Source organism: Acaryochloris marina S15, assembly GCF_018336915.1.
GTDB classification, from domain to species: Bacteria; Cyanobacteriota; Cyanobacteriia; order Thermosynechococcales; family Thermosynechococcaceae; genus Acaryochloris; species Acaryochloris marina_A.
Map to the genome: position 1 here is coordinate 4979981 of NZ_CP064923.1, position 26281 is coordinate 5006261.

General features: G+C 47.3%; 25 protein-coding genes. 10 read left to right on the forward strand and 15 right to left on the reverse strand.

What is annotated here, in order from left to right; all coding sequences use genetic code 11:
- The first annotated feature begins 315 nt into the window (after nucleotides 1-315).
- Nucleotides 316-2499, forward strand: a complete 2184-nt coding sequence (locus tag I1H34_RS22755) for a DNA polymerase III subunit gamma/tau (RefSeq protein ID WP_212666399.1) — start codon at nucleotides 316-318, stop codon at nucleotides 2497-2499.
- A 5-nt stretch (nucleotides 2500-2504) separates the two neighbouring features.
- Here the strand turns inward: I1H34_RS22755 and I1H34_RS22760 are convergent, their stop codons facing one another.
- Nucleotides 2505-3983 (reverse strand): alpha-amylase, encoded by a 1479-nt coding sequence (locus I1H34_RS22760; RefSeq protein ID WP_212663181.1) that lies wholly within the window; start codon nucleotides 3981-3983, stop codon nucleotides 2505-2507.
- Nucleotides 3984-4212: 229 nt separating this feature from the next.
- Nucleotides 4213-5289, reverse strand: coding sequence for a magnesium-protoporphyrin IX monomethyl ester (oxidative) cyclase (gene acsF / locus I1H34_RS22765; protein WP_212663182.1), 1077 nt, complete (start codon nucleotides 5287-5289; stop codon nucleotides 4213-4215).
- Nucleotides 5290-5567: 278 nt separating this feature from the next.
- Between acsF and bioF the strand changes: the two genes are divergently transcribed.
- Nucleotides 5568-6752, forward strand: a complete 1185-nt coding sequence (bioF, locus tag I1H34_RS22770) for an 8-amino-7-oxononanoate synthase (protein ID WP_212663183.1) — start codon at nucleotides 5568-5570, stop codon at nucleotides 6750-6752.
- A 51-nt stretch (nucleotides 6753-6803) separates the two neighbouring features.
- On the opposite strand, the gene I1H34_RS22775 is transcribed toward bioF, so the two are convergent.
- From I1H34_RS22775 to I1H34_RS22800, 6 genes are all read right to left on the reverse strand, one after another.
- Entirely contained in the window at nucleotides 6804-7223 is a 420-nt protein-coding gene (locus tag I1H34_RS22775) for a type II toxin-antitoxin system VapC family toxin (RefSeq protein WP_249369523.1), read from the reverse strand.
- The gene (locus I1H34_RS22780) at nucleotides 7220-7459 is read right to left on the reverse strand and encodes a DUF2281 domain-containing protein (protein WP_212663184.1); all 240 of its coding nucleotides are present in this window, start codon (nucleotides 7457-7459) and stop codon (nucleotides 7220-7222) included. The genes I1H34_RS22775 and I1H34_RS22780 overlap by 4 nt, the downstream gene beginning before the upstream one ends.
- Nucleotides 7460-8069: 610 nt before the next feature.
- The gene (locus tag I1H34_RS22785) at nucleotides 8070-8300 is read right to left on the reverse strand and encodes a hypothetical protein (RefSeq protein WP_212663185.1); all 231 of its coding nucleotides are present in this window, start codon (nucleotides 8298-8300) and stop codon (nucleotides 8070-8072) included.
- 167 nt (nucleotides 8301-8467) lie between these two features.
- A complete protein-coding gene (locus I1H34_RS22790; RefSeq protein WP_212663186.1) occupies nucleotides 8468-8920 on the reverse strand; it encodes a GNAT family N-acetyltransferase in 453 nt (150 codons plus the stop codon).
- A 150-nt stretch (nucleotides 8921-9070) separates the two neighbouring features.
- Nucleotides 9071-9457: a VOC family protein gene (locus I1H34_RS22795; protein ID WP_212663187.1), complete on the reverse strand. Its 387-nt coding sequence runs from the start codon at nucleotides 9455-9457 to the stop codon at nucleotides 9071-9073.
- 5 nt (nucleotides 9458-9462) lie between these two features.
- Complete coding sequence (locus I1H34_RS22800) at nucleotides 9463-11142, reverse strand: dipeptide ABC transporter ATP-binding protein (protein WP_249369525.1); 1680 nt, start codon at nucleotides 11140-11142, stop codon at nucleotides 9463-9465.
- A 143-nt stretch (nucleotides 11143-11285) separates the two neighbouring features.
- Between I1H34_RS22800 and I1H34_RS22805 the strand changes: the two genes are divergently transcribed.
- On the forward strand, nucleotides 11286-11918 hold the full coding sequence (locus I1H34_RS22805) for a chorismate lyase (protein ID WP_212663188.1): 633 nt from the start codon (nucleotides 11286-11288) through the stop codon (nucleotides 11916-11918).
- 114 nt (nucleotides 11919-12032) lie between these two features.
- Here the strand turns inward: I1H34_RS22805 and I1H34_RS22810 are convergent, their stop codons facing one another.
- The 3 genes from I1H34_RS22810 to I1H34_RS22820 all read right to left on the reverse strand — a co-directional run bounded on the left by I1H34_RS22810 (nucleotide 12033) and on the right by I1H34_RS22820 (nucleotide 14204).
- Complete coding sequence (locus I1H34_RS22810) at nucleotides 12033-12629, reverse strand: hypothetical protein (protein ID WP_212663189.1); 597 nt, start codon at nucleotides 12627-12629, stop codon at nucleotides 12033-12035.
- 90 nt (nucleotides 12630-12719) lie between these two features.
- On the reverse strand, nucleotides 12720-13250 hold the full coding sequence (locus I1H34_RS22815) for a hypothetical protein (RefSeq protein WP_212663190.1): 531 nt from the start codon (nucleotides 13248-13250) through the stop codon (nucleotides 12720-12722).
- 60 nt (nucleotides 13251-13310) lie between these two features.
- Entirely contained in the window at nucleotides 13311-14204 is an 894-nt protein-coding gene (locus tag I1H34_RS22820) for an aspartoacylase (protein ID WP_212663191.1), read from the reverse strand.
- Between the two features lie 128 nt (nucleotides 14205-14332).
- Between I1H34_RS22820 and I1H34_RS22825 the strand changes: the two genes are divergently transcribed.
- The 5 genes from I1H34_RS22825 to I1H34_RS22840 all read left to right on the forward strand — a co-directional run bounded on the left by I1H34_RS22825 (nucleotide 14333) and on the right by I1H34_RS22840 (nucleotide 19655).
- Nucleotides 14333-15265 (forward strand): LysR family transcriptional regulator, encoded by a 933-nt coding sequence (locus I1H34_RS22825; protein WP_212663192.1) that lies wholly within the window; start codon nucleotides 14333-14335, stop codon nucleotides 15263-15265.
- Nucleotides 15266-15498: 233 nt separating this feature from the next.
- Nucleotides 15499-17082, forward strand: a complete 1584-nt coding sequence (gene murJ, locus I1H34_RS22830) for a murein biosynthesis integral membrane protein MurJ (protein WP_212663193.1) — start codon at nucleotides 15499-15501, stop codon at nucleotides 17080-17082.
- A gap of 85 nt (nucleotides 17083-17167) precedes the next feature.
- A complete protein-coding gene (locus tag I1H34_RS22835) occupies nucleotides 17168-17404 on the forward strand; it encodes a DUF6737 family protein (protein ID WP_212663194.1) in 237 nt (78 codons plus the stop codon).
- 288 nt (nucleotides 17405-17692) lie between these two features.
- Nucleotides 17693-17824 carry a hypothetical protein gene (locus I1H34_RS32800; RefSeq protein WP_255801345.1) on the forward strand — a complete coding sequence of 44 codons (132 nt, stop codon included), beginning with the start codon at nucleotides 17693-17695 and terminating at the stop codon, nucleotides 17822-17824.
- A 112-nt stretch (nucleotides 17825-17936) separates the two neighbouring features.
- Nucleotides 17937-19655: an EAL domain-containing response regulator gene (locus I1H34_RS22840; RefSeq protein ID WP_212663195.1), complete on the forward strand. Its 1719-nt coding sequence runs from the start codon at nucleotides 17937-17939 to the stop codon at nucleotides 19653-19655.
- Between the two features lie 14 nt (nucleotides 19656-19669).
- On the opposite strand, the gene I1H34_RS22845 is transcribed toward I1H34_RS22840, so the two are convergent.
- The 3 genes from I1H34_RS22845 to I1H34_RS22855 form a co-directional block, all read right to left on the reverse strand.
- On the reverse strand, nucleotides 19670-20443 hold the full coding sequence (locus tag I1H34_RS22845) for an SDR family oxidoreductase (protein ID WP_212663196.1): 774 nt from the start codon (nucleotides 20441-20443) through the stop codon (nucleotides 19670-19672).
- 150 nt (nucleotides 20444-20593) lie between these two features.
- Complete coding sequence (locus I1H34_RS22850) at nucleotides 20594-21106, reverse strand: inorganic diphosphatase (RefSeq protein WP_212663197.1); 513 nt, start codon at nucleotides 21104-21106, stop codon at nucleotides 20594-20596.
- Nucleotides 21107-21619: 513 nt separating this feature from the next.
- Nucleotides 21620-21799 carry a hypothetical protein gene (locus I1H34_RS22855; RefSeq protein ID WP_212663198.1) on the reverse strand — a complete coding sequence of 60 codons (180 nt, stop codon included), beginning with the start codon at nucleotides 21797-21799 and terminating at the stop codon, nucleotides 21620-21622.
- A gap of 106 nt (nucleotides 21800-21905) precedes the next feature.
- Here I1H34_RS22855 and aroA point away from each other — a divergent pair, with 106 nt between their 5' ends.
- Complete coding sequence (aroA, locus tag I1H34_RS22860; protein ID WP_212663199.1) at nucleotides 21906-23246, forward strand: 3-phosphoshikimate 1-carboxyvinyltransferase; 1341 nt, start codon at nucleotides 21906-21908, stop codon at nucleotides 23244-23246.
- A 58-nt stretch (nucleotides 23247-23304) separates the two neighbouring features.
- Here aroA and I1H34_RS22865 read toward each other — a convergent pair whose 3' ends face one another.
- Nucleotides 23305-24570 (reverse strand): coiled-coil domain-containing protein, encoded by a 1266-nt coding sequence (locus I1H34_RS22865; protein ID WP_212663200.1) that lies wholly within the window; start codon nucleotides 24568-24570, stop codon nucleotides 23305-23307.
- A 417-nt stretch (nucleotides 24571-24987) separates the two neighbouring features.
- On the opposite strand from I1H34_RS22865, the gene I1H34_RS22870 reads away from it, so the two are divergent.
- Nucleotides 24988-26271 carry a D-alanyl-D-alanine carboxypeptidase gene (locus tag I1H34_RS22870; RefSeq protein WP_212663201.1) on the forward strand — a complete coding sequence of 428 codons (1284 nt, stop codon included), beginning with the start codon at nucleotides 24988-24990 and terminating at the stop codon, nucleotides 26269-26271.
- The last annotated feature ends 10 nt before the right edge of the window (nucleotides 26272-26281 follow it).

The window sequence follows — 26281 nt, forward strand, 5'->3', positions numbered from 1 at the left end:
CCTGCATTGCAATCAATAAGCGTACTAGGATATGGCCCATATTCACATCCAGAACCTTACAAGTTCCGACTATTCCAAAGTTTAGGATCAGCAGATTGTCCAGATTCCCCCAGTCTTTCTGGCCCCTAGTGATCAACAGCGGAGTGAATCAACGATTTGCTGCCGCATGGCCTGATTAGAACTGATCACCCTGTCACCAAATAGCTCTCATTATTTCTGAGGCCTTGCTTGAGAAGCGTTAAAAGCTTAGCGCCATTCGGAGGCTCATCCACTAGAGTAGAGGTGGACGCCTTTGCTAATGGATTCGGGCAAGCTGTGGCATACGAACCGCTGCATCATAAATATCGTCCCCAAGTATTTGCGGACTTAGTGGGACAAGATGCGATCGCAACCACGTTGACCAATGCGATCGAGTCCGAACGGATTGCCCCTGCCTACCTATTTACTGGTCCCCGAGGCACGGGAAAAACATCCAGTGCCAGGATCCTAGCCAAATCTCTTAACTGTCTAAATAGCCAGCAACCCACACCCAGCCCCTGCGGTACCTGTTCCGTTTGCCAGGAAGTGGCCCTCGGTTCATCTCTCGATGTCATCGAAATTGATGCGGCCAGCAATACGGGTGTAGATAATATTCGCGACTTAATCGAACGGGCACAATTCGCACCTGTTCAGTGCCGGTTTAAAATCTATTGCCTTGATGAAGTCCATATGCTCAGCACGGCAGCATTTAATGCCCTGCTAAAGACCTTAGAAGAACCCCCAGATCGGGTGGTTTTCATCCTAGCGACGACGGATCCACAGCGGGTTTTACCGACGATTATTTCTCGCTGCCAACGATTTGACTTTCGACGAATTGCCCTAGATCCGATGATTCAGCATCTGACCTATATTGCTGAACAAGAATCGATTGCCATTACCTCCACGGCTGTAGAGCTAATTGCTCAAGTCGCTCAAGGCGGGTTACGAGATGCGGAAAGTTTACTGGATCAGCTCAGCTTACTCGCGGGTGAAATTGATAACACTCAAGTCTGGGATTTAGTTGGTTCCGTCCCCGAACAGGCTCTCTTAGCCTTACTGCAAGCCATTATTGCGCAACAGCCCGCTTTGATGGTCGAGCGCACCCATGCCTTGCTCGATCGCGGTCGAGAGCCCTTAACAGTCCTCCAAAATCTGGCTGGATTTTATCGGGATTTATTAATTGCCAAAACAGCTCCCGACCGTCGAGATTTAGTGGCCATCACGGCCCCGACTTGGACGGAACTCTGCCAAGTAGCTCAACAGTTTGAAGTCGAAGACATTCTGGCGAACCAACAACATCTGAGAAGTTGTGAAGGACAGATCAAAAATTCAACTCAACCTCGACTCTGGCTGGAAGTCTCTCTCCTCGGACTCCTGCCGAGAAAGGCATTACCCGAGGAGTCTCAACCCGTACAGCGTCCCCAGATTGAGGTCGGAACTGTACCTGCGATCGCAAGTTCTCCGGTCCCCATTGCTGCCCCAGTTTCAACTCCTAATCCTCTTCCAGTTCCGTCTCTACCAGAACCTGCGATCGCAACGACTCCAGTCCCCACTGCTGAAACCGTTTCAGCCCCTCATCCTCCTTCAGTTTCAGGAGAGACGGAATCTGCGATCGCAAATTCACTCCTCCCCGCGCCTCTCCCCACCCCAGATCCGCCTCCTTCTGTCATTCCGTCAACACCTGCCGCTGCTGTCCCCCCAGCTCCTGCCACCTCCTATCCAGACATTGAGTTTGACACACTCCAAGAACTAGAAAGCGCTATCCCCACCGTAGATGAAGAAAAAGAGGCTGAGGAGAGTCGATCAGCACTGGATAATATTGCACCAGAGCCTCCCAGTAATCGTTCTGAGTCCTCCAAACTATCGATTACGCCTAGCGTACGAGAGCAACCTGGGCCAACACCTATTCCTCAGCCCCCTTCACAAAAACCTACTGAGGCAGCCCCTCAAAGAGACCTCACAGACACTTGGCAGCAAGTATTACAGAACCTCAACTTACCGAGTCGAGCCTTATTAAAAGAACATGGTCAACTGTTGTATTGGCAGGGGCGAGAAGTTCGGGTCGGCATCCGCAAAACGCTACTGCGCTTGGCCCAAGGCAAAGTAACAGAACTGGAAGAAACCTTTGAGAAATGCTTTAATCTCAAAGTTAAAGTCACCTTGAAAGTACTCACAGAAGAGCAAATACGGACTCAGCCACAGGTCTCTGTATCTTTCAAATCCAATGCCCCCGTAACGTCACCCAAGCCTCCATCCACACCTCCCCCCCATAACCGAGAATCCCCAGTCGTAGCCCCCAGCCGAGAGGTGACAGAGGCTCCCTCTGCGACCGAACCACCCAGCTGGCAAACAACAACAGAAGATGATATGACATCAGCAGCTCGAAGCTTTGCCCAGTTTTTTAACGGTGCTTTTGTCGACCCAGAGCCGAAAGCCGTTGAAACCAAGGAGACCTCTGCCCCCCTTGAGAAAGACTCATAAATGGGTCAAGGTTGCGGCACCCATACAGAAACAGATCCAGCCTTGCAACAAAACTCCGCCCATCCCTCTTCATTCGTAGTCACAGGCTCTGGAATATGTTCCGTTACATCGACATAAGTTTGCAGTGGATTGCCCACCTCCATCCATTTGCGGCCAGCATCACCATTACTGATCACCACTGCCATGCCCCCCGGATGGTCCTGATCACCTAAGCGACTCCAACCTATACAGTTAGCATGATCAAAATAATCATATTGATCGCCATAGGCATAGGTTCGACGGGCAGCCAAAAACTTATCAATTAACCATTGATGGCTATCCAACCAAATTTCATAGTCATTGCCATCCCGACCTTTATCCTGGTAGTGGGCTCCATAATAATCCGCATAAAAAATGCAGGGATAGCCATCCCGACGCAACAAAATTAGCGCATAAGCAAGGGGCTTGAACCAAGGCTCAACCACAGATTCTAGAGCTTGGAGAGGTTGAGAATCATGATTGTCGACAAGGGTGACAGCTAGGGCAGGCTGTTGTTTAATCAGGGTATCGTCAAAGATTTGGCGGAGGTCATAGTCACACCCCCGATTACTCGCAACAGTGAAGTTGTAATGCAAAGGGGCATCAAAGAGCATGACATCACCCCCCGTCACTTTGACAAAGTGATGGAGCGCTTCAATTTCATCTGACCAATATTCACCGACGGCGAAGATCCGTTTCTCCGAATGTTGACGACAATGCTGGAGCCATTCTGGGAAAAAGTCAGCTTTCACATGCTTAACGGCATCAAAACGAAACCCATCAATATGGGTTTCGTTAATCACCCATTCTCCCCAATGCTTGAGGGCATCCTTGACTTCAGGATGTTGCATATCTAGGTCACACCCCATTAGATAATCAAAGACCCCTTTTTCTAAGTCCACATTGTTGTCAAATTTTTTATCTTTAAACAGATAAACCGCTTGCTGGTCATTGTTATAAGCGTTATAGTCCACTGCATCAAAGTGCCACCAATGCCACTCGAGGTCCGAGTACTTGCCTTGCCGACCTGGAAAGGTGAAATGGGTCCAGACTTTGACCGTTTGCATATCGCCAATGGGCTGGTACCGATTATCAGGATTCATGGGTCGAGCCTGGGCTTCTTCTTCACCGTCAGCCCCCATCATGTGATTGAACACAACATCGGCATAGACATGAATTCCGGCTGCCTGGGCAGCCTCAATGGCTGCAATATATTCCTCTTTTGTCCCGTACTTAGTCCGAACAGACCCTTTTTGATCAAATTCACCCAAATCATAGACATCGTAAACGCCATAGCCCACGTCATACCCTCCTGATTGGCCCTTATAAGCAGGCGGCAGCCACACCGATGTGACGCCAACATGGGCAAGATCGCAGGCTTTAGTCTTCAACTCATTCCACAGACTGCCATCAGCAGGGTTATACCAGTGAAAAAATTGCATCATTACGCCGTTGGGGTCGGACATAAGCGGTTAAATCCTCATTCAGAAGGCAATTTGCAGATTTTCATCCCTAGATTCCAGGGAAAAATGTATCTGCATCCTAGCGTCAAAAATATTGTGAAGAGAGTAATGACATCAAGGCTCCGTCCGATCTCACGGTTGGCCGCTTATTTCCCAACTAAAAACCACCAAAGAAAAGCGTCTGCTTTGGTGGTTTTTGAAAGGATTTCAGGCTAGAGAAAACTACTGCACTCTAGCGAATAGTGCCTTCTAGCTGTTCGGTAGGAATGGGCTTCATCAAATACAAACGTAAGAAGTTGAATCCGTTGGAGAGGAAGATAGGAAGCTTACGCAGAGTCTTGATGGCGTTAGGTTGCTCAGTAGCATCAATGGCTCGCAACTTCACACAGTTGTCCACACACTCTTCCAGATGACCATAGAAGCTAGGATGCTGGACATTCAGTACCAAAGGAAAGACACGACCTGCACTATCATTGGTTTTCTCAATCACATGCTTGTCGTACTCACGGGCATCTAGACCAATCGTGGCATAGAATCCAGAGCGCTGCAGGTCATTGAGGTACATGGTCACGAAGACAGACAGCAAGAAGAACCTTGCCCAAAGTCTGGCTTTCCAATCGTTGAGCAGCTGAGGCTGTGACCGCATCAAGGCATCAAAGAAGTCGCCGTGACGGTTCTCGTCTTGGCACCAATTCTCGAAAAATTCGAAAATGGGATAAACGCAATCGTCTGGATTAGCAGCCAAGTGACGATAGATGGTGATGTAGCGCCAGTAACCGATCTTTTCAGAGAGGTAGGTGGCGTAGAAAATAAATTTAGGCTTAAAGAAGGTATAGCTACGACTCTTGGTCAAAAAGCCCAAGTCTAAGGACAATTTGAAGTCCGTCATGGCCTTGTTGAGGAAACCAGCATGACGGGCTTCATCCCGAGACATGAGGTTAAACCCTTCAGCCAACAGAGGATTAATGGTCTTGAGACGACGGCCCAATTCTTTGTAGAGGAGGAAGCCGGAGAACTCCGCAGTACAAGACCGCTCTAGAAATTCGATAAACAAGCGTCGGGTTTCACCATCAATGTGATCCCAAGACTTGTCAAAGCGCTCATCACGAGTAAAGTGCTTTTGATTATAGTCAGCCTTAAATTCGGCAATGATGGCTCGAATCTCATCTTCATTGACGGTGAGATCCATCTTGGCCATCTCGTCAAAATCAGTGGTGTAGAAACGAGGGGTAAGAACCGTTTCTTTGGCAGGAACTTTAATCCCGTCACGCAGTTCTTGGGGTTCTGGCTTTTTGAGGGTATCTACCATGGGTGCCTCAATGACTATAATTTGAACAAATTTATCCCACAACAGAAGGGGGGAAACCCTTTGAGCGAAGAAGCTGCAATTGTTAAGAAACCACTATCCTAGCAGTTATTACTCTCAACTTAAATGCTAACTCTGTAAGCAATATTACCTGAATGCCCGGTTGATGCAGGGCGCGAAGGCACCAAGCGTTACATTTCGCAAAAAGACTCGTTACATTTTGAAAAACATTACGAAGGACCACTCCTAATGTTGAACAACCTATTTCCAGAGGAGCTGTAATGGCTCCTTACGATTGGATTGATTCAGCGTTAACCACGATTCATAAAGCCCATTGGTATCGCTCTGTCAAAACCATGAGCAGTCCAGGTCCAACGACTGTACTAAACGGCCAGGAGGTAATCAATTTTGCCAGTAATGATTATCTCGGTTTAGCTGGAGATTCCAGGTTAGCGGCAGCTGCGATCGCAGCTATCAATACCTGGGGAACCGGCAGTACGGGTTCGCGGTTACTCAGCGGTCATCGGGTCATTCATGAGCAGTTGGAAGGTGCGATCGCAACCTGGAAACAAACTGAAGCTGCCATTGTTTATAGCTCAGGCTATCTCGCCAATATCGGCACCATTACGGCCTTAGTCAGTGGACGAGATTTGGTCCTGGCGGATGCCTACAACCATGCCAGCCTCAAAAATGGCGCACGTCTAAGTGGGGCCACCATCCATGAATTTGGCCATGCCAATGTAGCAGAGTTGCGATCGCTCCTAGAAACCCATCGCTCCCACCATCGTCGCTGCCTTTTGGTGACCGATAGCGTCTTTAGTATGGATGGCGATTTATGCCCATTGCCGGAACTGATTGCCCTGGCTGAAGCCTATGACTGTATGCTCCTGATTGATGAAGCCCATGGGACTGGCGTTCTAGGGGCAACAGGGGCAGGCTGTGTAGAGCATTTTGGTTGTCGTGATACTGAACTCATCCAAATGGGGACGTTGAGTAAGGCATTAGGCAGTTTAGGAGGCTATGTGGCGGGTTCCGCCAAGCTGATTGATTACCTGCGCAATCGATCTACAAGCTGGATTTATACGACGGGACTCTCACCCGCAGATACGGCAGCAGCGTTGGCGGCGGTAGAGATTATTCGAGAGGGGAATGAGTTGCGATCGCAACTTTGGCAACGGGTCAATCAGCTCAAGCAAGCCCTCTCCACCCAGCTTGCCCCTGAAGACGAACATCTAAACATGCAGCTCTTGCCCTCAAAGTCACCGATTCTTTGCGTGCAAATGCCCACACCTGCAGCCGTTTTGGCGGCCAGCCAGCAACTCCTTGATCAAGGGATTTTTGCCCCAGCCATTCGCCCACCCACAGTCCCCACTAGTCGAATTCGGGTTTCGGTAATGGCCACCCATCAGCCGGAACAGATTGATCAGCTTATCGTTGCCTTAGGTGAGATAGCTCAGGGCAGCTAAATCAGGTTAAGCAATAACTCTTGTCCTCAGTGATAGAAAGTATTTTCCCGACTAGAGCTGGCTTAAGAGTTCAGTAGGGGAGTAAATGGGAAGCTGGCTGCTAATGAAATCTTTTGAATCACGGGTAACGATGCCATCCAATTGATTGAGGAGTGCGCAGGCAAGTTGAATACTGTCTTCAAAGTCTTTTAGCCCAAGACCGAGAGCAGTTTCGACTGTCTGGCGATCAACAGCACAAAATTGGAGACCGATCAGGAGTCGATGGACAGCAGAGATGGCAGCTTCACGACTTTCTGATTTACGGATGATGTAGAAAATATTGGTCAGGGTTGTTGCAGCAATTGCACCTACTACGTGACCGAGTTCAATTTGCTCAAAGAGAGCAATTGCATTCTCGACAAAGGGGTCGCGTTCCAGGAGTACATCTAGGACAACATTGGTATCGATGAGAACTTTCACACGAAGGCTCACTGATATTTTTGGGTGAGATAATCTGTGTATTCTGCTTGCAATTCATGATCGCTAGAAGCTGCTTTAGGCCCCTTGGCGATACCCCGCAGTCCGGTAAGCGTCCCAGGCGGGATAGCCTGCGATTGAGAACTATTGAGCTGCTTATGATGGAGAAATTCGGCGAAGTTGAGGACTTCGTTGACTTGGCTTTCTGGGAGAGATTGAATAAGTTCGTAGAGCTTTTCTGCGGCTGTCATGATGCTCGGCAGGTAGGTGGGGTAGTACTCATAATTATGGCTAAAGTTTTATGGATGGAAAACTTTTATAGGAGCATTGCGCTGTTTTCAAGAGAGATCGTTCAGTATTTACGAAATTTCGAAACACTCCAAGTACAATATTGCTCATGATCCGGAGCTTTCGTTAGCTTTCGAGGCTCCACGATAATATTTTTGCCCAGAAATAATGAATTTCTCTACTTTACGCCAACCTTGTTTGTCAGATCTTTTTGGAGCTTTAAAGTCTAAACCCATTGAATAGGTCTGACCTCCACAATCAGGGCACTTGTACAAGCGGGAATTAGTTTGCTCTGCTTCCTTCCACTGCCCATTCTGCTGGTCATTAGTCATGTAACGATTCGTCGCACCACTAGCTTGTGGACGCTTAAACGATTTTCGACATGTAAAACAAGCAAACTGCAACAAACTATCCTTTCCTAGAATAAAAGCCTAAGGATTGAGAACATCTAACAGTCATTCAATGATATTGAGTGAACTTATGCAGATAACGTCACCGTTAAGCTGCACTCTTAGACAAATAGCTCTCACTTCACCGGAAAATCTCAAACAACATTCATATCAATCCAGATCCTCAAAAGAGATACTTATCCATCCGCCGCTGTTCTAGCAACATAGCCACATCTTGGTCAGTTGGTGCCAGTTTCTCTGTTTGAAGCAAACCTCGCATTCTTTGAGCAGCAGCGGCACGCTCAGGAGTAGAAACAAGGGAGTCATGAAGGGATTCGACGATTGCCGTAACTAGTGCAAGGCGGTCGCTCGGTGGCAATTTGAAGACTTCGGCTTTTAATTCGGATAACAACATCGGCTTCAAAGCTTCAATCATGCAGGCTTATAGTCCATGATATTGCTGAATAGCCTTACCGATCCAGCCTTGCTTTCATATTGGATATCACGGGAAAATAAGCAAGGAAGTCTGTTATGACCAGCTTAATGAAGCTCTGAAAGACAAAAAACTTGGGAGACAACGTTCTAAGGACGTTTTTTGACAAATTTCATCTCTCCTTGGAAATCACCCTCGGACTCAACGCCGATTGGAATCCAGTTGAGATGTAGATAAAAACCATAGGCTCTGAAATTCGGGTTATTGCCTGTGACTAACCAAATCTCTTCAATTTCTTTTGCCCAGAACCAAGTTTCAGTAACTTGCATTAGGGTACGTCCAGCTCCCCGCCCTTCAAAAGTAGGGCGGACGAACATGCCAACTATCGTTTTTTCTGTGGCACTGGCAATGGAGAAGCCAATCGCTTGATCATCAATCTCAGCAATCCATGCACAACAGTCCGTCTCTAACATTTTGGTGACTGACTCTGGCGTAATACCCAGTTCAGCAATCTCTTCTCGGGATTGATAATTTTCGACAACGCTGGTTCGAATCTCAAACAGCGTCTCGACATCCTTCGGTTGAGCAATGCGGATATTCATATTGTCTTTCCTGGCTTTTGCCCTAGCCTCGGCCTAGCAGTATAGCGATTGAATTCAGCGTTGATTAACAGCTTTAGCGTTCAATTCCTTGATTCCTAATCCTGATCTCATTGCTTCAATCTTGCATCACTCTGCACGTGCAGGGCCAAGCTAAGCTTTAGCATCACCAAAGTTATCTGAGATCACAACCAAGTAACCATCAGGATCGCGAAACCAAATTTCATGCTGCTGGGCATTGGGATTGACATGGGGTTCGGTAACGATTTCTGGACTGAGTGCCTGAACCTTAGCGACACTGGCGTCAAAATCATCCGTGCGAAACCATAAAATCACCCCATTCCCAGGCGGTATTTCAGGATTCCACATCCCTGGATGCTCATGCACATCCTGGCGATGCAGTTGCAGCAGCAGTTTCCCCTCAAACGTCAGCATTTCATATTCATCACCCCCATGAGCACTTTCACAACCCAAGAGTGTTTGGTAGAACTGGCTACTCGCTGCAACATCTTTAACGGTAATGAGCGGCTCTATTTTCATGGTGATTAACCTTCCTGCAGACGAGCTAGTAAGGGGGCAGCCCCGAGTAGCGTTTGGGTATAGGGGTGTTGAGGATTGGTGAAGATCTCTTCCGTGGGACCGATTTCGACGATCTTGCCCTTATTCATGACGGCGATGCGATCGCAAAAGAATCGCGCCACCCACAAATCATGGGTAATAAATAGGTACGTTAAGTTGAAATCATCTTTCAAAGACTGCATCAACTCCAGCACCTGAGTTTGAATACTGGCATCCAGCATGCTCACGGGTTCGTCACAGATCACCAGTTTGGGTTGGGTAATGAGCGCTCTGGCGATAGCAACTCGCTGTTGCTGCCCTCCAGAAATATCGCTGGGGAACCGTTGGGCATAGTCCGTGGTGGGAGTCAGGCCGACCCGCTCCAACATGGCATGCATTTGTGACTGGGCCTCAGCCGGGGTTGCCAACTCATGAATCAGGAGCGGTTCAGCCACACTCTGGCCAATCTTCATCCGGGGATTCAGGCAGGCCCGTGGATCTTGGAAGATCATTTGAATTTGGCGGCGACATTGCCGCAGTGCCCGTCCCTCTAGCGTGGTCAACTCCCGCTTATCAAACTGAACGCTCCCCGCCGTCGGCCGCACAAGCTGCAAAATACTACGAGATAAAGTGCTCTTGCCACAGCCGGATTCTCCCACCAAGCCCAGGGTTTCGCCTGCATGAATATTTAAGGTAATCCCGTCTACGGCTTTGATGGCATCCGCAGGTTTAGAGAGGAGACGGGCAATAAAATTGGTTTCTAAGGAGTAATGTTGCTGCACATCTTGGAGCTGCAGCAGCACTGATTGTTCAGGTGGACTTTCTTCTATTTCAGGAGCTTCAGCGGCACTGGTTTGTAGATGGAGAGCCGCCTGCAGCAATGATTGGGTATAAGAGTGTTGTGGGTTGGTGAGGATTTCTTGAGCTGGGCCTAACTCGACCATTTTGCCTTGGTACATGACGGCAACGCGATCGCAATATTCACTCACCAATGCCAAATCATGGGAAATCAGCAGCAGTCCCATCTGACGCTCTTCACAGAGACGCGTCACCTCTTTCAGAATTTGGGCCGCAACCGTAACATCCAAGCTGGTGGTAGGTTCATCGGCAATCAGCATTTTGGGGTCGAGGAGGAGCGCTAACGCAATCGCTACCCGCTGTCGCATCCCACCACTAAACTCATGGGGATATTGCGTCCATCGTTCTGCAGGGATATTAACGGCGCCCAGGGTATCTAAGACCTTAGTTTTAGCTTCCTCAGCCGAAAGCTTGGGTTGATGGACTTTCAGAGTCTCAAGGCAATGCTTTTTTACCGTCAACAACGGATTGAGGCGAGTCATCGGGTCCTGAAAGACCAGGGCAATTTCCTCACCTCGGAATCGCTGCAAATCTTTTCCCGTCAGGGTTAAAACCGATCGACCCGCAAAGTTAATCTCGCCTTCTAGTTGAGTTCCGGGGGGCAGCAACTGCATCAAGCCTCGCCCTATGGTGGACTTGCCGCAACCCGACTCTCCCACTAATCCCAGCCGTTCTCCAGCTCCCAGGGCAAAGGAGACTTGATTGACGGCCCAACTCTGGGTCTCGGCTCCCCGCTGCTGAGCATAGGCAATCTTCAGATCGTTAACATGCAGCAAGCCTGCGGAAGAACTCATATCCTGTGGGCGCATAACGTTTACGTCAAGGCTGTTTACGTCGGCAGAGACTCTAAAATCACCAGTATAGCCAGCAACCCTCAACCGGGTCTGATTTTTGCACGCAGGGTCAAATACTGTCTATGATGAGAGTATATTGAAAAGTTTTGTGAAGACCTTTGTTAGCAAACGCTGATACCAATAATCAAGTTCCCCTCACCTCCACCTGGCATCATTTAGATGTCTTATGGCAAGCCGATCAGGCTCGCATTCAGCCCGGCCTTCCTTACTATCAACTCTCTCCCACCTGGCAAATGTTGATTTTGGGAGATGGCTCTCCCACCCGCCATTTGCAGCTCCTCACGGGTGAGCCGACGGAAGTTGACGTGATTGATATGTCCTTTGTCGGGGCTGAGCAAGACAATGCCCCTGACTTAATCAAAGCGGTTCCTGGTCCTCGATTACGCCGCCAGGTCTGGCTACGGACCCCTTCGGGTCAGCGCTTAGCCTATGCGACCTCTTGGTGGGAAGCCAGCCATGTGGATGAGTATTTACAAAACCGCTCTCTACCGATTTGGGCTAGCTTGTCCCAGTCTCGTACTGAATTGTTCAGAGATATTCGCCAAGTTTTGTGTGGTCAATCCGAGGCGTTATCTAAAGCTTTCGATCATCCAGGACCGTTTTGGGGCCGTTACTATCTATTTTGGCATGATGGTCAGCCCTTGACCTTGATTTATGAGGTTTTCTCTCCCCATCTCAATCAGTACTTAGGACCTGTATCCAGCAATCTCCAGTCTACTCAGGTGTCATAGTCAGGGCTTAGTGTCCCGAGCACGTCTCAACAGAACAGTGCCCATAATTTATATGTTGACAACTACTACATATAAATACACTCAGTAGATTAAGAAAACCCTCTCATGTCAGGTTTACTCTGTAGGTTTTGGTGGCTGCCAAGACAATAAAATTTCCAGAGTCATCAACAACCCAAGAGATATGATTGGGATACTCGTCATGATGGCTCCCCAAATACCTGGTGCTTTAATAAATAAGCCTGATCTATATTGAAACAATCCTAAAGCACCTCCTACAAAGTAGAAGATGGCTAGTAGAAAGCCAAATTTCGAGCGTGTACTTCGACTTGCTGCAAGGAACCCCCACCCTAAACAAAAATAACTAACTTCTGGGTTGAGAACGGTAAATGGTAGAGCTGGAGCAATAGCAAAAAACTGACCAGAAAAAGCTATTTTTATACCAAAAAATATTGTGAAGCTACCAACAACTATGCTGTAAATTTTGCATAGTATAGGGAAGGCAAAAAACAATATAACCAACAATATAGAGAAGTCTAAATTTTCCGTAAATATAATCCACCCCAACAGAAACAAAACAGATATATATCGCAGCCCATCGAAGAGTCTCCGATATAAATCCTCATACTTCTGTAAGTTTGTTTCCTGTATTCGCTTGTCTAGTTCTATTTCTGCTTGTTTAACTCTCTCGTAATTTTTAATATTTCCAGGCATATATCTTACCTCTCACCTCTAATTCTGAATAAGATATTATTTCTTTTAAAAATCTTTATTCGTGATGATTATATTTTTTATATAGCTATACTATGGTATCGGCTCATCAGCCCATGGGTCTAGATAATATTTGTAGCCTGTGTGAGTATCAATAACAGAACCATCATCGTTATTGCCACGCGCATAGAAGTAGAAAAACTCATATTGATACCTTCTCAAAATTGCTGCTAATTCTATCCATCCCTCCAATTGGTAGAAGTCAAAATCAATTCCTAAGACAAATCCCAATCCAGCTGATTGTCGTAGAATATCTATGAAATCAGATTTTTCTAGTTCTTTGTCTAATAAAATATCTTTATCGATCACTCCAAAATTCACAATTTTTTTGAATCGGTCAATCGTAACTCGACCTACTGTATCTCGTTCCACTTCTATCGTAATCTTGTTATTCAGCGGCGTGAATCTCAGCACATAATCTGGCCATGGATTACTTGCTGCTTGTAGAGATGCAAGCTGCCTAGAAGTTAATACAATACTTCTATTCCACTCATATATTTCTTGACATAGAAATTTATCTATATAAAATCTAATCCACTTTTTTTCATGGCAGGAATAAATCATTATTGCCTCTTAAAAGTGTTTACGGATAAAACTTTTTACGGCTCTCACCAAGAATGTATTTCATTGTGATTTATCTATTTGAAACTGTTTCTTTTGAGTTAGGCACATTGCTACCCCTTTCTCGTAATAAGCTGATTCATTAATAAAAATAGGGTAAGCAATTGATTTACCTTGATAGATAATCGTTTTTCCATCAAAGGTCAGAAAGAGAGGGTTACCAGGATGTAGAGCTGCATAATCTTGAAACTGAATCTGAGGATGAATCATAGCTTTAATTTCGCCTTCTTGATTTCTGGGATAGTCAATAGAGTCACAATATTCGTAAAGGGTGAGTGACTTATTTTTAGATCTAATTTTGTTGCGATTATACTGCTCTACATAATTTAGAATTAAATGTACTAATGATTCAGTTTTTTGTAGTAACTCCGCATCAAGTGTTCCATGAGAAAGTGGACCTACCTCAATACAAATTCTATGCTTAGCAATTGATCGTAATGAATCTTTCCCACGACCTGACTTCTCAGAGCTATAAATTTTAATTTCTGGAAATAAGAAGCTTAAGTAAGCAGATAAATCTAAAATAAAAGGATCAAGATGATCCAGAATTATCATCAGCCCGACATTAGAAGTGGTGGAATGTTGATCAACAACTAGATCTATAGGTGTATTCCCAGACAGCCCAAATTGATTACTGATTTCTTGGGCTCGTTGATTTTCATAAAAGCTATTATTCTTTTCATAATCCAGTGCTTGAAAGTTAAAACAACGATTCAAATCTTTATCGATATAGCGTACACATTTATCTATTGCCTTCGGATTACCAAATAGTGTCAATGTTTCAAAACTAGATCTATTAATAAGCTGAGGAGATTGCTCAAATTTTTTAATAAGATATACCCCAATCAGTTCATTCCCGTGAGTCCCACCCACCAGCAAAACACGTTGGATATTCATATCTTTCTCTTTATCGTTTAGCTTGCGTCACTAAGCTTTTTGCTTTGATGACAACAGCATATAGAAAAACACTATGATAGAATCACTGTTATTGACATTGTTATATGACTAATTCGTCATAACAAGAGATGAAGCCTCCAAAATGGCATGAACTAGAATTTCGACATCTTGAATATGCGATCGCACTCAAGCAACACAAAGGATTTGTTCAAGCCGCCATTGCTCTGGAGTTAGACCAAGGCTTTTTAAGTAAGCAGATTCAACGACTAGAAAGAAGGCTGGGCTTTACCCTCTTTGATCGCACAACCCGTCCCCTAGGACTCACCCATGAGGGACAGGCTTTCTTAACGCGAGCAGAGCAAATCATTGAACAAGCCCAAAGTGCCGTTGAATTGTCTCAGGATATTCAGGCAGGGAACCGTGGGCGATTAGATGTAGGAATCAATACATCCATTGCCAATAGCCAATTACCCCGCATTATCAAAACTTTTCGTCAGCAGTTCCCATTTGTAAATCTAGCCCTTCATGAATTAGCGTCCTATGACCAGATTGAACAATTACGAAATCATCAAATCGATGTAGGTTTCTTCCATCAACACAATTTACAAAGTTTGAGCCCAGAAGATAACGAGATTTTTGCAGATACTTTAGTCCTCCAGGAGTCCCTCGTTCTTGTTCTACCTGAACAACATCCCTGTGCTAAAAAGTTAACTGTTGCTCTTGCAGAGCTTAACGGCCAAGATTTTGTACTCCCCCCACAGGCTTTGCTCTATAGTTTGCGAGATCAGATTGATCAGCTTTGTCTGAGAGCAAACTGTAAGCCCATCATTGTCCAAGAAGCAAGCTGGATTACAACTGTGCTGAGTTTGGTGGCTGGTGGTATGGGGGTGTCACTCTTACCCGCAAATGTCAGAAACCTGCAGCGTTCTGGGGTAGTTTATCGCAATATCCAAGAGCCCTCTCCCCTATTGGACATTGTTGCCGTTCGGCGCACAAACAATCCATCAACGACGCTGGGAAATTTCCTCAAAGTGATTGAAGGTTTATTGAAGATCGAGTGAGAATATCGAAGCTGGACAGACAAAAGACCCCAGTCATCGGCTTAGTCTCCGTCTCATCATGATGCTTTTTGAGATTGTCTACATACCAGGTTATCGATCCCATATCCCAGACTATTGCTTTTCGGGGTTTGATCGTTCTGGGCCAAGATTGGCACTCGTAAAATATTATTTGCGTTTCAAGGTGCTGATATGCGCTTAAATAAGTGAGGATTCTTTACGTTACTTATAAATTTGTGGCCGACTCAGCTCCCAAACGCCGTCGCTCCCTAGCGAGTATTGCAACCATTGTTGCGATCGCAACCCTGATCAGCAAGGTCGTCGGTCTAGTGCGACAGCAATCAATTGCGGCTGAATTTGGGGTCGGTCCCGAAGTAGATGCCTATAACTTTGCCTACGTTATCCCTAGCTTTCTGTTTATTCTGCTGGGAGGAGTGAATGGCCCCTTTCACAGTTCCGTCGTCAGCGTCCTTGCCAAACATCCCAAAAAGGATGCCGCAGCCTTAATTGAAACCGTCAATACCTTAGTTGGCATCTTGCTGTTGCTGCTGACCGCAGGGTTAATGCTAACTGCTGATCCACTGATCACCATGCTAGCGCCAGGGGTCTCCACCGATGTCCACACCATGGCGGTGGAACAGCTCAGAATTATGGCTCCCCTAGCCTTCTTATCAGGACTGATTGGTATCGGCTTCGGCACCCTAGTAGCGTCCGATCAATATTGGCTCCCATCCATTAGTCCTTTGCTATCTAGCGTCACCGTCATCATTGGTGTGTTGTTTCTCACGGATCATGTGGGGGCCTCCGTTATGGCCTGGGGAACGCTAGCGGGTGGGTTACTGCAATGGTTAGTCCAAATCCCTGCTCAGTGGGGATCCGGCATGGGAACTCTGAGGCTTCGCTTCGATTTCAACCGACCGGGTGTGAAAGAAATCGGTAAGCTCATGGGGCCGGCCACCCTCTCCTCTGGGATGCTGCTGATTAGCGTCGCTATTAGCTTATTCTTTGCCTCTCAATTAAAGGAAGGCTCCGCCTCTGCCTTAACCTACGCTCAGCTCTTATTCCTAACGCCTTTGGGCATTCTTTCCAACGTCATCCTGGTTCCCTACATGCCGATTTTTTCCCAATTGGCAGCCCCAGAAAGTTGGACTGATCTAAAAGACCGGATTCGCCAAAGCCTAGTGCTCACCGCCATGAGTATGATGCCTACAGGTGCGCTGATGTCCGTCTTAGCATTGCCTGCTGTACGAATTGTCTATCAAAGGGGAGCCTTCGATGATTCCGCCTCCCAACTAGTGGCCTCTCTCTTAGTGGTTTATGCCTTTGGCATGTTCTTTTACCTAGGCCGAGATATTTTCGTCCGGGTGTTCTACGCCCTGGGAGATGGCAATGTTCCCCTGCTGATTAGTTTATTGGGCTTATTCTTTAATGCCATTTTTTGTTTCTTCTTCACCAAAACCTTTGGTGCACCGGGGTTAGCTATGGCCACCGTCGGAGTCCAGGTCTTCTCCATGGCCGCTCTCGTCTGGATTCTGAATAAACGCTTGCATGGGCTACCTTGGGCGACCACAGGAGGTCCAATTTTGGCCTTGGCTGTCAGCAGCCTGATCTGTGGCTTCACAGCCTGGATAGCCTTATATGGCTGTCAGCTAATCCTGGGAACAGAAGGAATCATCAGACAGCTCGTGACCCTAAGTGTATCGGCAGGTGCAGGGTTATTGGTCTTTGCCGGACTCGTGATTCAACTCAAGTTACCGGAGATGGATTTCTTTGTGGATCGGTTGCGTCAAAAGCTTCCCTTTCTAGCCCGTAAGTCTTAGTACCATCCTGCTCCGCCCAGATACAGGGTGGAAACCATCGTTAGGCTATAGGATAATGCTGAGTACTGTTTTCCTAGCAAGCCCTATGGATAATTCCTATAACCCATGGAACTACAAACCTTGGTGGTGTCAGCCTTGGTCCATTTTGGTAACGGGAATCACGCTAATTGCAGGGACCTGGTTAGTGACCAAAATTATTTGGCTGACCATACTCGTGGCTCTACCGGTTTTGGCCTGGATGGGGCTATTTTTGATACTTTGGCCTCAGGCCATGAAACAAGCCCAGACTGAACAGCCATTGACCGATGAACCAGAAGCATGATGAACCTTGGCTTACCCAGCTTGAACACTGTTGAGAAGGCTGCAGGGGCAATCTCATTCCTCGCCCCTGCAGCCTTTAAGTTTCAATTTATATTGATAAATTTGCTGCCCTAAATATCTTGCCTCTTACCCATTACGCTAGTAATAGTTCGCTCAAATATTTATGCTTTTAGCATGAGAGAAATAAAATATTTATCTCTATAAAAAAATAAATATTTCACACGTCACTTGTATTAGAGATTACATTTTGGGGCTGTTCTTTTTTCTATCTTGTCTAAGGAATAGAGGAATGTCCCAGGTAAAACCAGCGGACAACCTCCCAGCCAAACCTCATTTACGAAAAAGCGTAAAGTTATTGCACGCCAAGGCTTTGTCATGGATTGACGCCCACGATGCTGATGGCATCTTAGCGAAGATGTAATCTCAATATAAGATTTGTCCCAAACATCGAATAGTAGAATGTAGCCATAGCCCTAAAAGATTACTTAAAGCCATCATTCAAATTTTTGAATGTGACTGTCCTGAGTCTAAAAATGCCAAAAATTTTAATCATTGAGGATGAACCTCAAATCCGCGACATCATTCAAGAAATTTTAGAGTGTGAAGGGTATCGAACTCTGGAAGCAGACAATGGCCTAACGGGGTTACAACTGGCCCAGCAAAACCCTCCAGACCTCATTGTTTGTGATGTCATGATGCCGGAGTTAGACGGTTTTGATGTTTTAAAGGGGTTGAGAGAGAATCCAGGCATTGGCAGCATTCCGATGATCTTTTTAACAGCTAAAACAGATCGGGCCAGTGTGCGGAAGGGGATGAATTTAGGGGCAGATGACTACATCACCAAGCCATTTACCCATTTAGAACTGTTAAGCGCGATTGACGCACGACTCAAGAAACAAGCGCTAGTCACTCAACAGTACACGCAAACCATTCAAGGGCTAGAAGCAGGGCTAAATGCTCTAACCTACTATGACCATTTAACCCAGTTACCCAATCGTCGCTTACTCGAAGAGCAGTTCCACCATATTCAGGCAGAGAAACAAATAGCTGATACCTTAGATGCTCTAGTTTTAGTCGGTATCGATCGATTTGAGTGGCTTAAAAGTACCCTGGGCAACTCTTTCAGTGATCAACTCGTTCAAGCGATCACCCAGCAATTGTCCGCCCATCGCTATATGGGCAACTACGCCATGGCGATGGTGGCTCGTATTGAGGCGGATCAGTTCGCCATCATTCCCCGAAACATTAAGTCTCGCCAAGATCTCGACCAGTTTGCGAAACAAATTTTGGACATCTTAGCCACACCTTTCTATGTGGTGGATCAGGAGTTATGTATTACACCTAGCATTGGCATGACCTGCTATCCCAAAGGCAGTAGTGATATTGGCACCTTGATTAGCAATGCCGAAATAGCGATGTATCAGTCCAAACAACAAACCGGACCGAGTGCAGCGTTTTATCTACCGACGATGCGATCGCAATGTTCTCAAGCCCTCACCATGGCAGCGCGATTACGTCATGCCCTAGACAAAAACGAATTGCGCCTTTACTACCAACCCCATATTGACTTGCAGACAAGCCAAGTCATAGGAGCCGAAGCCCTGCTGCGCTGGCATCATCCGGAGTGGGGAGTATTATCGCCTAATGTCTTTATCCCCATTGCCGAAGAAACAGACTTAATTTTAGCCATTGGCGAGTGGGTGCTGCGAACCTCCTGCCAGCAAGTCAAGCGGTGGCAGAAAACCTGTGGGCGGCCGTTGCAAATACTAGTCAATTTGTCTCCTCGACAGCTGATGCAGCCCGCTTTACCTCAGATGCTCCATGAACTACTGTCAGAGGCTGCTTTAGACCCAAGCAGTTTAGTTTTAGAGTTAACGGAAAGCACATTGATGCAAGATCCAGATCTTGCCCTCAAAGTGATGCATCAAATTAAGGCAGCAGGGATACGTCTATCCGTCGATGATTTTGGCACCGGCTACTCTTCCTTAAGCTATTTACAGCGTTTTCCCTTGGATACCCTGAAAATTGATCGAGGCTTTATCCATGAAATTGATTGTCAACCTGCCAATGCAGCGATCACGACGGCCATTATCCAAATGGGCCATAACCTGGGATTATCATTGATTGGCGAAGGGGTAGAAACCCTGGCTGAACGAAAATTTTTACTAGACCACCAATGTGATGGCATCCAAGGCTATTTGATCAGTCCTCCCTTACCGGCAGCTGAACTCTTAAGGTACTTCCCAGAATAAAATCAGGATGTCAGTCAAGACTGTCGATGGACTAGGGTTGCTCCAGATTGGGCCGTGGGCAAGACCAAGAGTTCACTGATATTGACGTGGGGCGGGCGAGTCGCACAAAACACCACCACATCAGCAATATCTTCTGGAGTCAGGGGAGCAGTATCGGCATAAACAGCCTTGGCTCGCTCTGTATCGCCATGAAAGCGGACATCACTAAACTCCGTTTCCACCAGACCTGGATCCACAGAACTGACGCGAACAGGGGTTCCCAGTAAATCTTGCTTTAACCCTTCAGAAATAGCCCTTACCGCCGCTTTAGACCCACAGTAGACATTTCCCTTGGGATAAGTCTGATGTCCAGCAATAGAGCCAATATTAATCACATGACCCTGGTGACGGTGCACCATACCGGGAACAATCGCCCGCGTCATGTACAGCAAGCCCTTGATATTGGTATCAATCATTTCTTCCCAGTCTTGAATACTGCCCTCATAGAGTTTGTCCAGACCTCGACTAAGACCAGCATTATTCACCAAGACATCAATGGCCGACCATTCTTCAGGGAGCCCTTGCAGTTGAGATTCGACTTGAGTGGGATCGCGAACATCCAGTTGAAAAGTATGGGTATGAACGCCAAATTCATCCTTTAGCTGAGTCCCTAAGGTTTGCAAGCGTGAAAGCCGTCGAGCGGTTAGCAACAACTTCACCCCCAACGGGGCAAAGGCTCGCGCACAGGCTGCTCCGATGCCGCTACTCGCCCCTGTGATCAATACAACTTGGTTTTGAATCGATACCATCACGGCTTTCCTTTTTTAGCTAAGGGGCAGACTCTCGTATCGACTGATACGAGAGCAGGAGAGATACAAGGCTCGTATCTCGGGCGTTTTATTACACCTAAAAAAAGGTTGTATTACACCTAAAAAAACAAGCCTTGGAATTCTTTCAACCTACTTTTGGCCCGCTTTAATGCATTCGGCAACCAAAGGATTGACCTTTTCCACATCTTGCCACCCTAAAATTTCAGTGACCTTTTTCTCCAGATTTTTATAGGTGCGGAAAAACTCAGCGATTTCATCTAGACGATGGGAGGACACATCCGCCAGGGATTTGACATCCACATAGCGAGGATCTTCTTCAGGGACACAGAGAATTTTCTCATCGCGATCACCACCGTCGATCATCTCCAACATGCCAATTGGGCGGGCGGTAATCACACAGCCAGGGAAGGTCGGCTGATCCATAATCACCATGCCATCAAGGGGATCACCATCATCCGCCAGGGTGTTGGGAATAAATCCATAGTCATAGGGATACTGCACAGAGGCAAACAGCACACGATCTAGGGCAAATGCTTGCAAATCTTTATCAAATTCGTATTTGTTCTTGCTGCCTGCAGGAATTTCAATCAAGACATTGATTAAACCTGGCTTAGGCTGAGCGGGAATTAAGGATAAATCCACAATTGTTCTCCAGATGTAAGGGTGGGATGGCCTGCAAGACCTTTGTTTCCGGCGCAGATTTCCTAAAATATCGTTCGTAATAGAAAACGACAACGCCGTATGTTGAAAACAATAGTGATTGAGACCCCGAAACACACTCTAGGAAATTGCGAGTTGTGCCGTCAATATCCTCTTGAAAAACAGATGCCTTTGCAGGCACGTTCCCCTAACTATGGGAGCAGCCTCCCTGTTTTAAGTCACCAGAAGTTTAGGCCCAACACCACACTCTGCGCGGGGTTGCCCACTGAGTGATGGTGGCCCCCAAGTATGAGGGCTGATTCTGACCTTATGGGAGGGTTGATCGATGCCCATTTCAAAGCAGCCTTTAGAATTTCTGGTGCGGTCGATATCTACTGCGGACTGCCACTGGGCTATGCAGTGAGTCAAAACCTATGGAGTGAGATAAGCCAGATTATTTGCAGCACAGCAAACAGCCCTCATTCACGCGCCATCGACCTCACACACAACTAGACCTCACAAGGGGGCTGAAGAGGGCGCACTCTCGGACGGCAAAATCTCTAAATCAGGTCGCTGCTGCTCAAAACCTTGCAAACTGAGGTTAACAGCAACAGACAAGGCTAATCCAAATCCAAGGGTCAGCAAAATACAGGCTACTGTGACCCACAATAATTGTTTTTTAAGAGAAGGTTGCATTGGATTGCTCATCGTCTACTGACATTGTAGAAGCGATCCAGGCCGCAGCCAATCCCTCTAAACGCGATAGGATGGCGATTGGCTGTTCCTCGGGATTGTAAAGTCTATGCCTACTGATGTGTTGACCGTCTGCCCTTCCCCTACAGAAACGACCTGGGTGATCCAGTCTCAAGGTCGTCTTCAGGGTAAAACTACGATCCCTGGCGATAAATCCATTTCCCACCGCGCCCTAATGCTGGGAGCCTTGGCCTCGGGAGAAACAACCATTCAAGGGCTACTGCTAGGTGAAGATCCCCGCAGCACAGCCCATTGCTTCCGGGCCATAGGGGCTGAAATCTCGGAATTGAATACAGAACATGTCCGGGTACAGGGGATTGGCCTAGGCCAGTTACAAGAACCCACCGTGGTTTTAGATGCCGGGAATTCAGGTACAACCCTCCGGCTAATGTTAGGAATTCTAGCCTCCCACCCAGATCGCTTATTTACAGTCACTGGGGATACTTCTCTCTGCAGCCGTCCCATGGGCCGTGTCATTAAACCGCTACAGCAAATGGGCGCTCATATTTGGGGCCGTCAAAGCGATACCCTAGCCCCGTTAGCCATTCGAGGACAGCAGTTAAAGCCCATCCACTACCACTCACCCATCGCCTCGGCTCAGGTAAAATCTTGCATCATGTTTGCCGGATTAATGGCTGAGGGTCAAACGACCATTACTGAACCTGCCTTATCCCGCGATCATTCGGAGCGGATGTTTGCCGCGTTTGGGGCTGATATCGCCATTGATCCTGAGACCTGTAGCGTTACGGTCACAGGTCCTGCTCAACTCCAAGGTCAAGCCATCATCGTACCGGGAGATATCAGCTCAGCCGCTTTCTGGCTGGTAGCAGCGGCAATTGTGCCGGGTTCAGATGTCTGGATTGAGAATGTCGGGGTTAACCCCACTCGAACCGGCATCCTCGAAGTATTAGAGCAGATGGGAGCCAAGATGACCCTTGCGAATCAACGGACGGTAGCAGGGGAGCCTGTGGCCGATATCCATATCCAGCATAGCCAGCTTCACGGCACCGTCATTGAGGGAGCCGTGATTCCTCGATTAGTGGATGAAGTCCCGATTCTAGCGGTTGCAGCATTGTTTGCCCAAGGGCCTACCACCATCCGAGATGCTGCAGAATTACGAGTAAAGGAAAGCGATCGCTTAACCGCAATGGCGACGCAACTCCAAAAAATGGGAGCCAATTTAACCGAGCAACCCGATGGCCTTGAGATCCAAGGCGGAGCCAGTTTACAGGGAGCGGAAGTGGAGAGTTTTGGTGATCACCGCGTGGGTATGAGCCTTGCGATCGCAGCCCTAAACGCAACGGGATCAACCACCATTCATCGAGCTGAAGCCGCCGCTATTTCTTATCCCAATTTTGTCGCTACCCTGCAGCAGTTGTGGCAATCCTAATCCGGTCTTCCCCCTCCCAAAGGGAGACCGACAGCAGCCATTCAGTATCAGTAAAGCGTTAGGACAAGTCGGCTAAGAGTGAGTCCAGCTCCGACATTCTATCCTGCATACCGACCTCATCAGCCTGGGGAACAGTCTGTTCCCGCAGCTCACCTACTCGGTTCTGAACCTGCTCATCCACCATATTGGGAAGGTTCGCCATCTCTGTTGAGAATTGACTAGAAATCGTCTCCAAGCGATTGCTTAAGTCTTGGAGATGATGTTGCAAACCTTGGAGCTGTTCTTCTTGACCTTGGGTGACGTTGGCATCAATGGTGGGTAGCGCCGTAATCCGGCTTTCTAATTGGCCAATTTGGTCTTGCAAGGGGCCCATCGCTGCCTGTACTTGTTGGTGGAGATCATCTGGGTTGATACCAGAGGGCGTATTCGCTGTTTCTTCTCGCACCACAGTCAGTTGATGTTGGACTTCATTCACTTGATGCTGGGTATTTTCCATGGCCCCTCGGGCAATTTCCATCTCCTCAGAGATGTTCGACAACATCGCGTCCATCTTGACTTTGACTTCTTCAATTTGGCCAAAGACAGGCGCTAATTGCTCTTCCGAGGCCGTTGCCGGGGCTGACTGTTGGCTCTGCTCTGACAGATCAACCACTTGTTGTTGCACGGGGGCTAGCATCGCCTGCAGTTCGGCTCGTAAGGGCTCTAGGTCAGCAGATCCAGATCCCTGCTGGGAGAGTTGGGATACGGCATCTTGGAGGGCAGAAAGTTCTTGCTGATAGCTATCAGCCACATTGGCCGATTCAGCATCGCTGGGAATCTGGCCTTGTAAGGCTTCAATGGAATGGGTCAGATCAATTTGATGTTCTCGCAGTTGGTTCAGTTCCGCTTCAATAGCGCTAATCGCCTCAATCGGCTGGCCCCCTGATGTTTCCATCATTTGTTGCTCTAAGGTGGCTACACTGGCAGATAAAGAGGTAATAGAGACCTTAACGTCGTTGTAATCAGCTCGATCTTGGAATGCAGGTAAGTCTTCGATTTGCGATCGCACCCTTTGAATTTCTGCTCGCAAATCCCGCTTGACTAATGCCATATCTCCGTCAGCATGCTGACGGGTCAGTTGATCGAGTTTCCGGCGATTGAACAAATTGAGACAAACGGACAAGGTAAGAGGAGCTGCTGCAAAAGTAGCCTCTTTCAAGATAAAGGTTGCCACCGTTCCGGCAATGGATAAGCCTGCCACCCCATATTCAACTGCCTGGAGCATTACATTTTGTTTGATGGAATTCTCCAGGGTGTTATCTGAAATGCTATTCAACTCTTGCATACAACCTCCTATCTCAGGATGCTCAACATACCGTTCCCTACACTTAACCGCTTAGCATCAATATTGATCATCCCAAACTGAGATGCAATATTAATAGGCTGGGTAGAAAATTGTTTTTTTATTGTAATTGAGGTAAAACCCTTCTTCCGAGAAAAACTGCCCACCCTTTATCCAAAATCCCCCCTCCATAGCCGACTGAATACCTTACCGCTGCATCCAGTCCTGCCCCTGCCAAGTGGATGGATGCCAATTCTCATCAGGATTTGACGTACAAACCATCTACTACACTCCCATCAGCCTCCTGGACGTCAATTCGTCAAACTTGATGATCTATCAGTCCCAGACTTACTTTCACAAAAATTCATTATTTAAGCACAATACAACTACTGCCCCTTGATACTTGCGGTGAGAGAAACCATGTTGCAACTGTTCAGTACGGGTCTGATCCCCTTGTGGTTAAACACGATAGGGGTGTTATCAAATCAACCAGCATCTCCTCTTACTTCGTTCGATCTGCTCCACATCAACTCTCCTGACGTTGACATTGCCGAGATTTGGCATGATTCTTTGAATCGCTTTTCATCTCAAGGGTTTGCTCCCGCTGCCCAGGGATTTTGGTTACAGACCCAAGATCAGTTATTAGTCAACCACAATGCCCAACAACCCCTTCCTGCCGCTTCTTTAACCAAAGTGGCCACCACCCTAGCTGCTTTAAAAACCTGGGGACCACACCATACTTTCCTGACCGAAGTTAAAGCAACCGGGCCTGTGGTGAATGGCGTGTTGCAGGGAGATTTAGTCGTGGTAGGAGGTGGAGATCCTCTCTTTGTGGGCCCTGAAGCCACGAGTCTGGGCTATAGCCTCAATCAGATGGGCATTCAAACCGTCTCCGGCAACTTGATTATCTCCGGCAACTTCTGGATGGACTTTCTGACCGCCCCCATGCAAGCGGGAGAACGGTTGCGCCAAGGATTGAACGGGGAAGTTTATCAGACCACCGAAGAGAGTCGCTATACGCCACCTAAAACAACTCAACTAACGACCCAGTTAGCTATTTCTGGAACAGTACAATGGCGTCCATATCCCCCTCAATCCAGACTGCTATTGCGGCATCAGTCTCTCCCCATCTTTGCCTTACTCAAACAGATGAACGTCAATAGTAATAATGCCTTGGCAGAATCCCTTGCCTCTGGCATCGGTAATGGCCCCACCCTAATGGCCCAAGTAACGGCAGCCACTGGTGTGTCTACGAATGAGATCCGTTTACAGAACGGTTCAGGACTAGGGCAGGATAATCGTCTCTCTCCTCGGGCTGTGGTGGCCTTACTCCAAGGAATTCAACGGGAGTTAAAGCCCCATAAGCTCACCCTTGCCGATGTCTTTCCGGTTGCCAAACGTGACCTGGGTACCATTAAAGACCGTCAACTCCCCACTGCAACGATTGTTAAAACTGGAACTCTTTGGAATGTCAGTGCCCTAGCCGGCGTCATTCCGACTCAAAAATTGGGGCCTGTGTGGTTTGCGATTATCAATCGAGGTGAGAATATTGACGGCTTTCGGCAAGATCAAGACCGTATTCTCCAACAACTCACTCAACGCTTAGGCACGGATGCTAAAAGTATGGGGGAACTACGGCCGAGCCGCCCTATGCCTGCCTTGGGTGATCCCCAGCGCAACCAAGTCGCTGCTCGCCGCCAGTAATATAGCGTTG

Coding starts and splice junctions, on each gene's coding strand:
- I1H34_RS22760 (WP_212663181.1), bottom strand. CDS start 3,983: ATGTCCGACCCCAACGGCGTAATGATGCAATTTTTTCACTGGTATAAC.
- acsF (WP_212663182.1), bottom strand. CDS start 5,289: ATGGTAGATACCCTCAAAAAGCCAGAACCCCAAGAACTGCGTGACGGG.
- bioF (WP_212663183.1), top strand. CDS start 5,568: ATGGCTCCTTACGATTGGATTGATTCAGCGTTAACCACGATTCATAAA.
- I1H34_RS22780 (WP_212663184.1), bottom strand. CDS start 7,459: ATGACAGCCGCAGAAAAGCTCTACGAACTTATTCAATCTCTCCCAGAA.
- I1H34_RS22785 (WP_212663185.1), bottom strand. CDS start 8,300: ATGTTGTTATCCGAATTAAAAGCCGAAGTCTTCAAATTGCCACCGAGC.
- I1H34_RS22790 (WP_212663186.1), bottom strand. CDS start 8,920: ATGAATATCCGCATTGCTCAACCGAAGGATGTCGAGACGCTGTTTGAG.
- I1H34_RS22795 (WP_212663187.1), bottom strand. CDS start 9,457: ATGAAAATAGAGCCGCTCATTACCGTTAAAGATGTTGCAGCGAGTAGC.
- I1H34_RS22800 (WP_249369525.1), bottom strand. CDS start 11,142: ATGCGCCCACAGGATATGAGTTCTTCCGCAGGCTTGCTGCATGTTAAC.
- I1H34_RS22810 (WP_212663189.1), bottom strand. CDS start 12,629: ATGCCTGGAAATATTAAAAATTACGAGAGAGTTAAACAAGCAGAAATA.
- I1H34_RS22815 (WP_212663190.1), bottom strand. CDS start 13,250: ATGATTTATTCCTGCCATGAAAAAAAGTGGATTAGATTTTATATAGAT.
- I1H34_RS22820 (WP_212663191.1), bottom strand. CDS start 14,204: ATGAATATCCAACGTGTTTTGCTGGTGGGTGGGACTCACGGGAATGAA.
- I1H34_RS22825 (WP_212663192.1), top strand. CDS start 14,333: ATGAAGCCTCCAAAATGGCATGAACTAGAATTTCGACATCTTGAATAT.
- I1H34_RS22835 (WP_212663194.1), top strand. CDS start 17,168: ATGGATAATTCCTATAACCCATGGAACTACAAACCTTGGTGGTGTCAG.
- I1H34_RS32800 (WP_255801345.1), top strand. CDS start 17,693: ATGTCCCAGGTAAAACCAGCGGACAACCTCCCAGCCAAACCTCATTTA.
- I1H34_RS22840 (WP_212663195.1), top strand. CDS start 17,937: ATGCCAAAAATTTTAATCATTGAGGATGAACCTCAAATCCGCGACATC.
- I1H34_RS22845 (WP_212663196.1), bottom strand. CDS start 20,443: ATGGTATCGATTCAAAACCAAGTTGTATTGATCACAGGGGCGAGTAGC.
- I1H34_RS22855 (WP_212663198.1), bottom strand. CDS start 21,799: ATGCAACCTTCTCTTAAAAAACAATTATTGTGGGTCACAGTAGCCTGT.
- aroA (WP_212663199.1), top strand. CDS start 21,906: ATGCCTACTGATGTGTTGACCGTCTGCCCTTCCCCTACAGAAACGACC.
- I1H34_RS22865 (WP_212663200.1), bottom strand. CDS start 24,570: ATGCAAGAGTTGAATAGCATTTCAGATAACACCCTGGAGAATTCCATC.
- I1H34_RS22870 (WP_212663201.1), top strand. CDS start 24,988: ATGTTGCAACTGTTCAGTACGGGTCTGATCCCCTTGTGGTTAAACACG.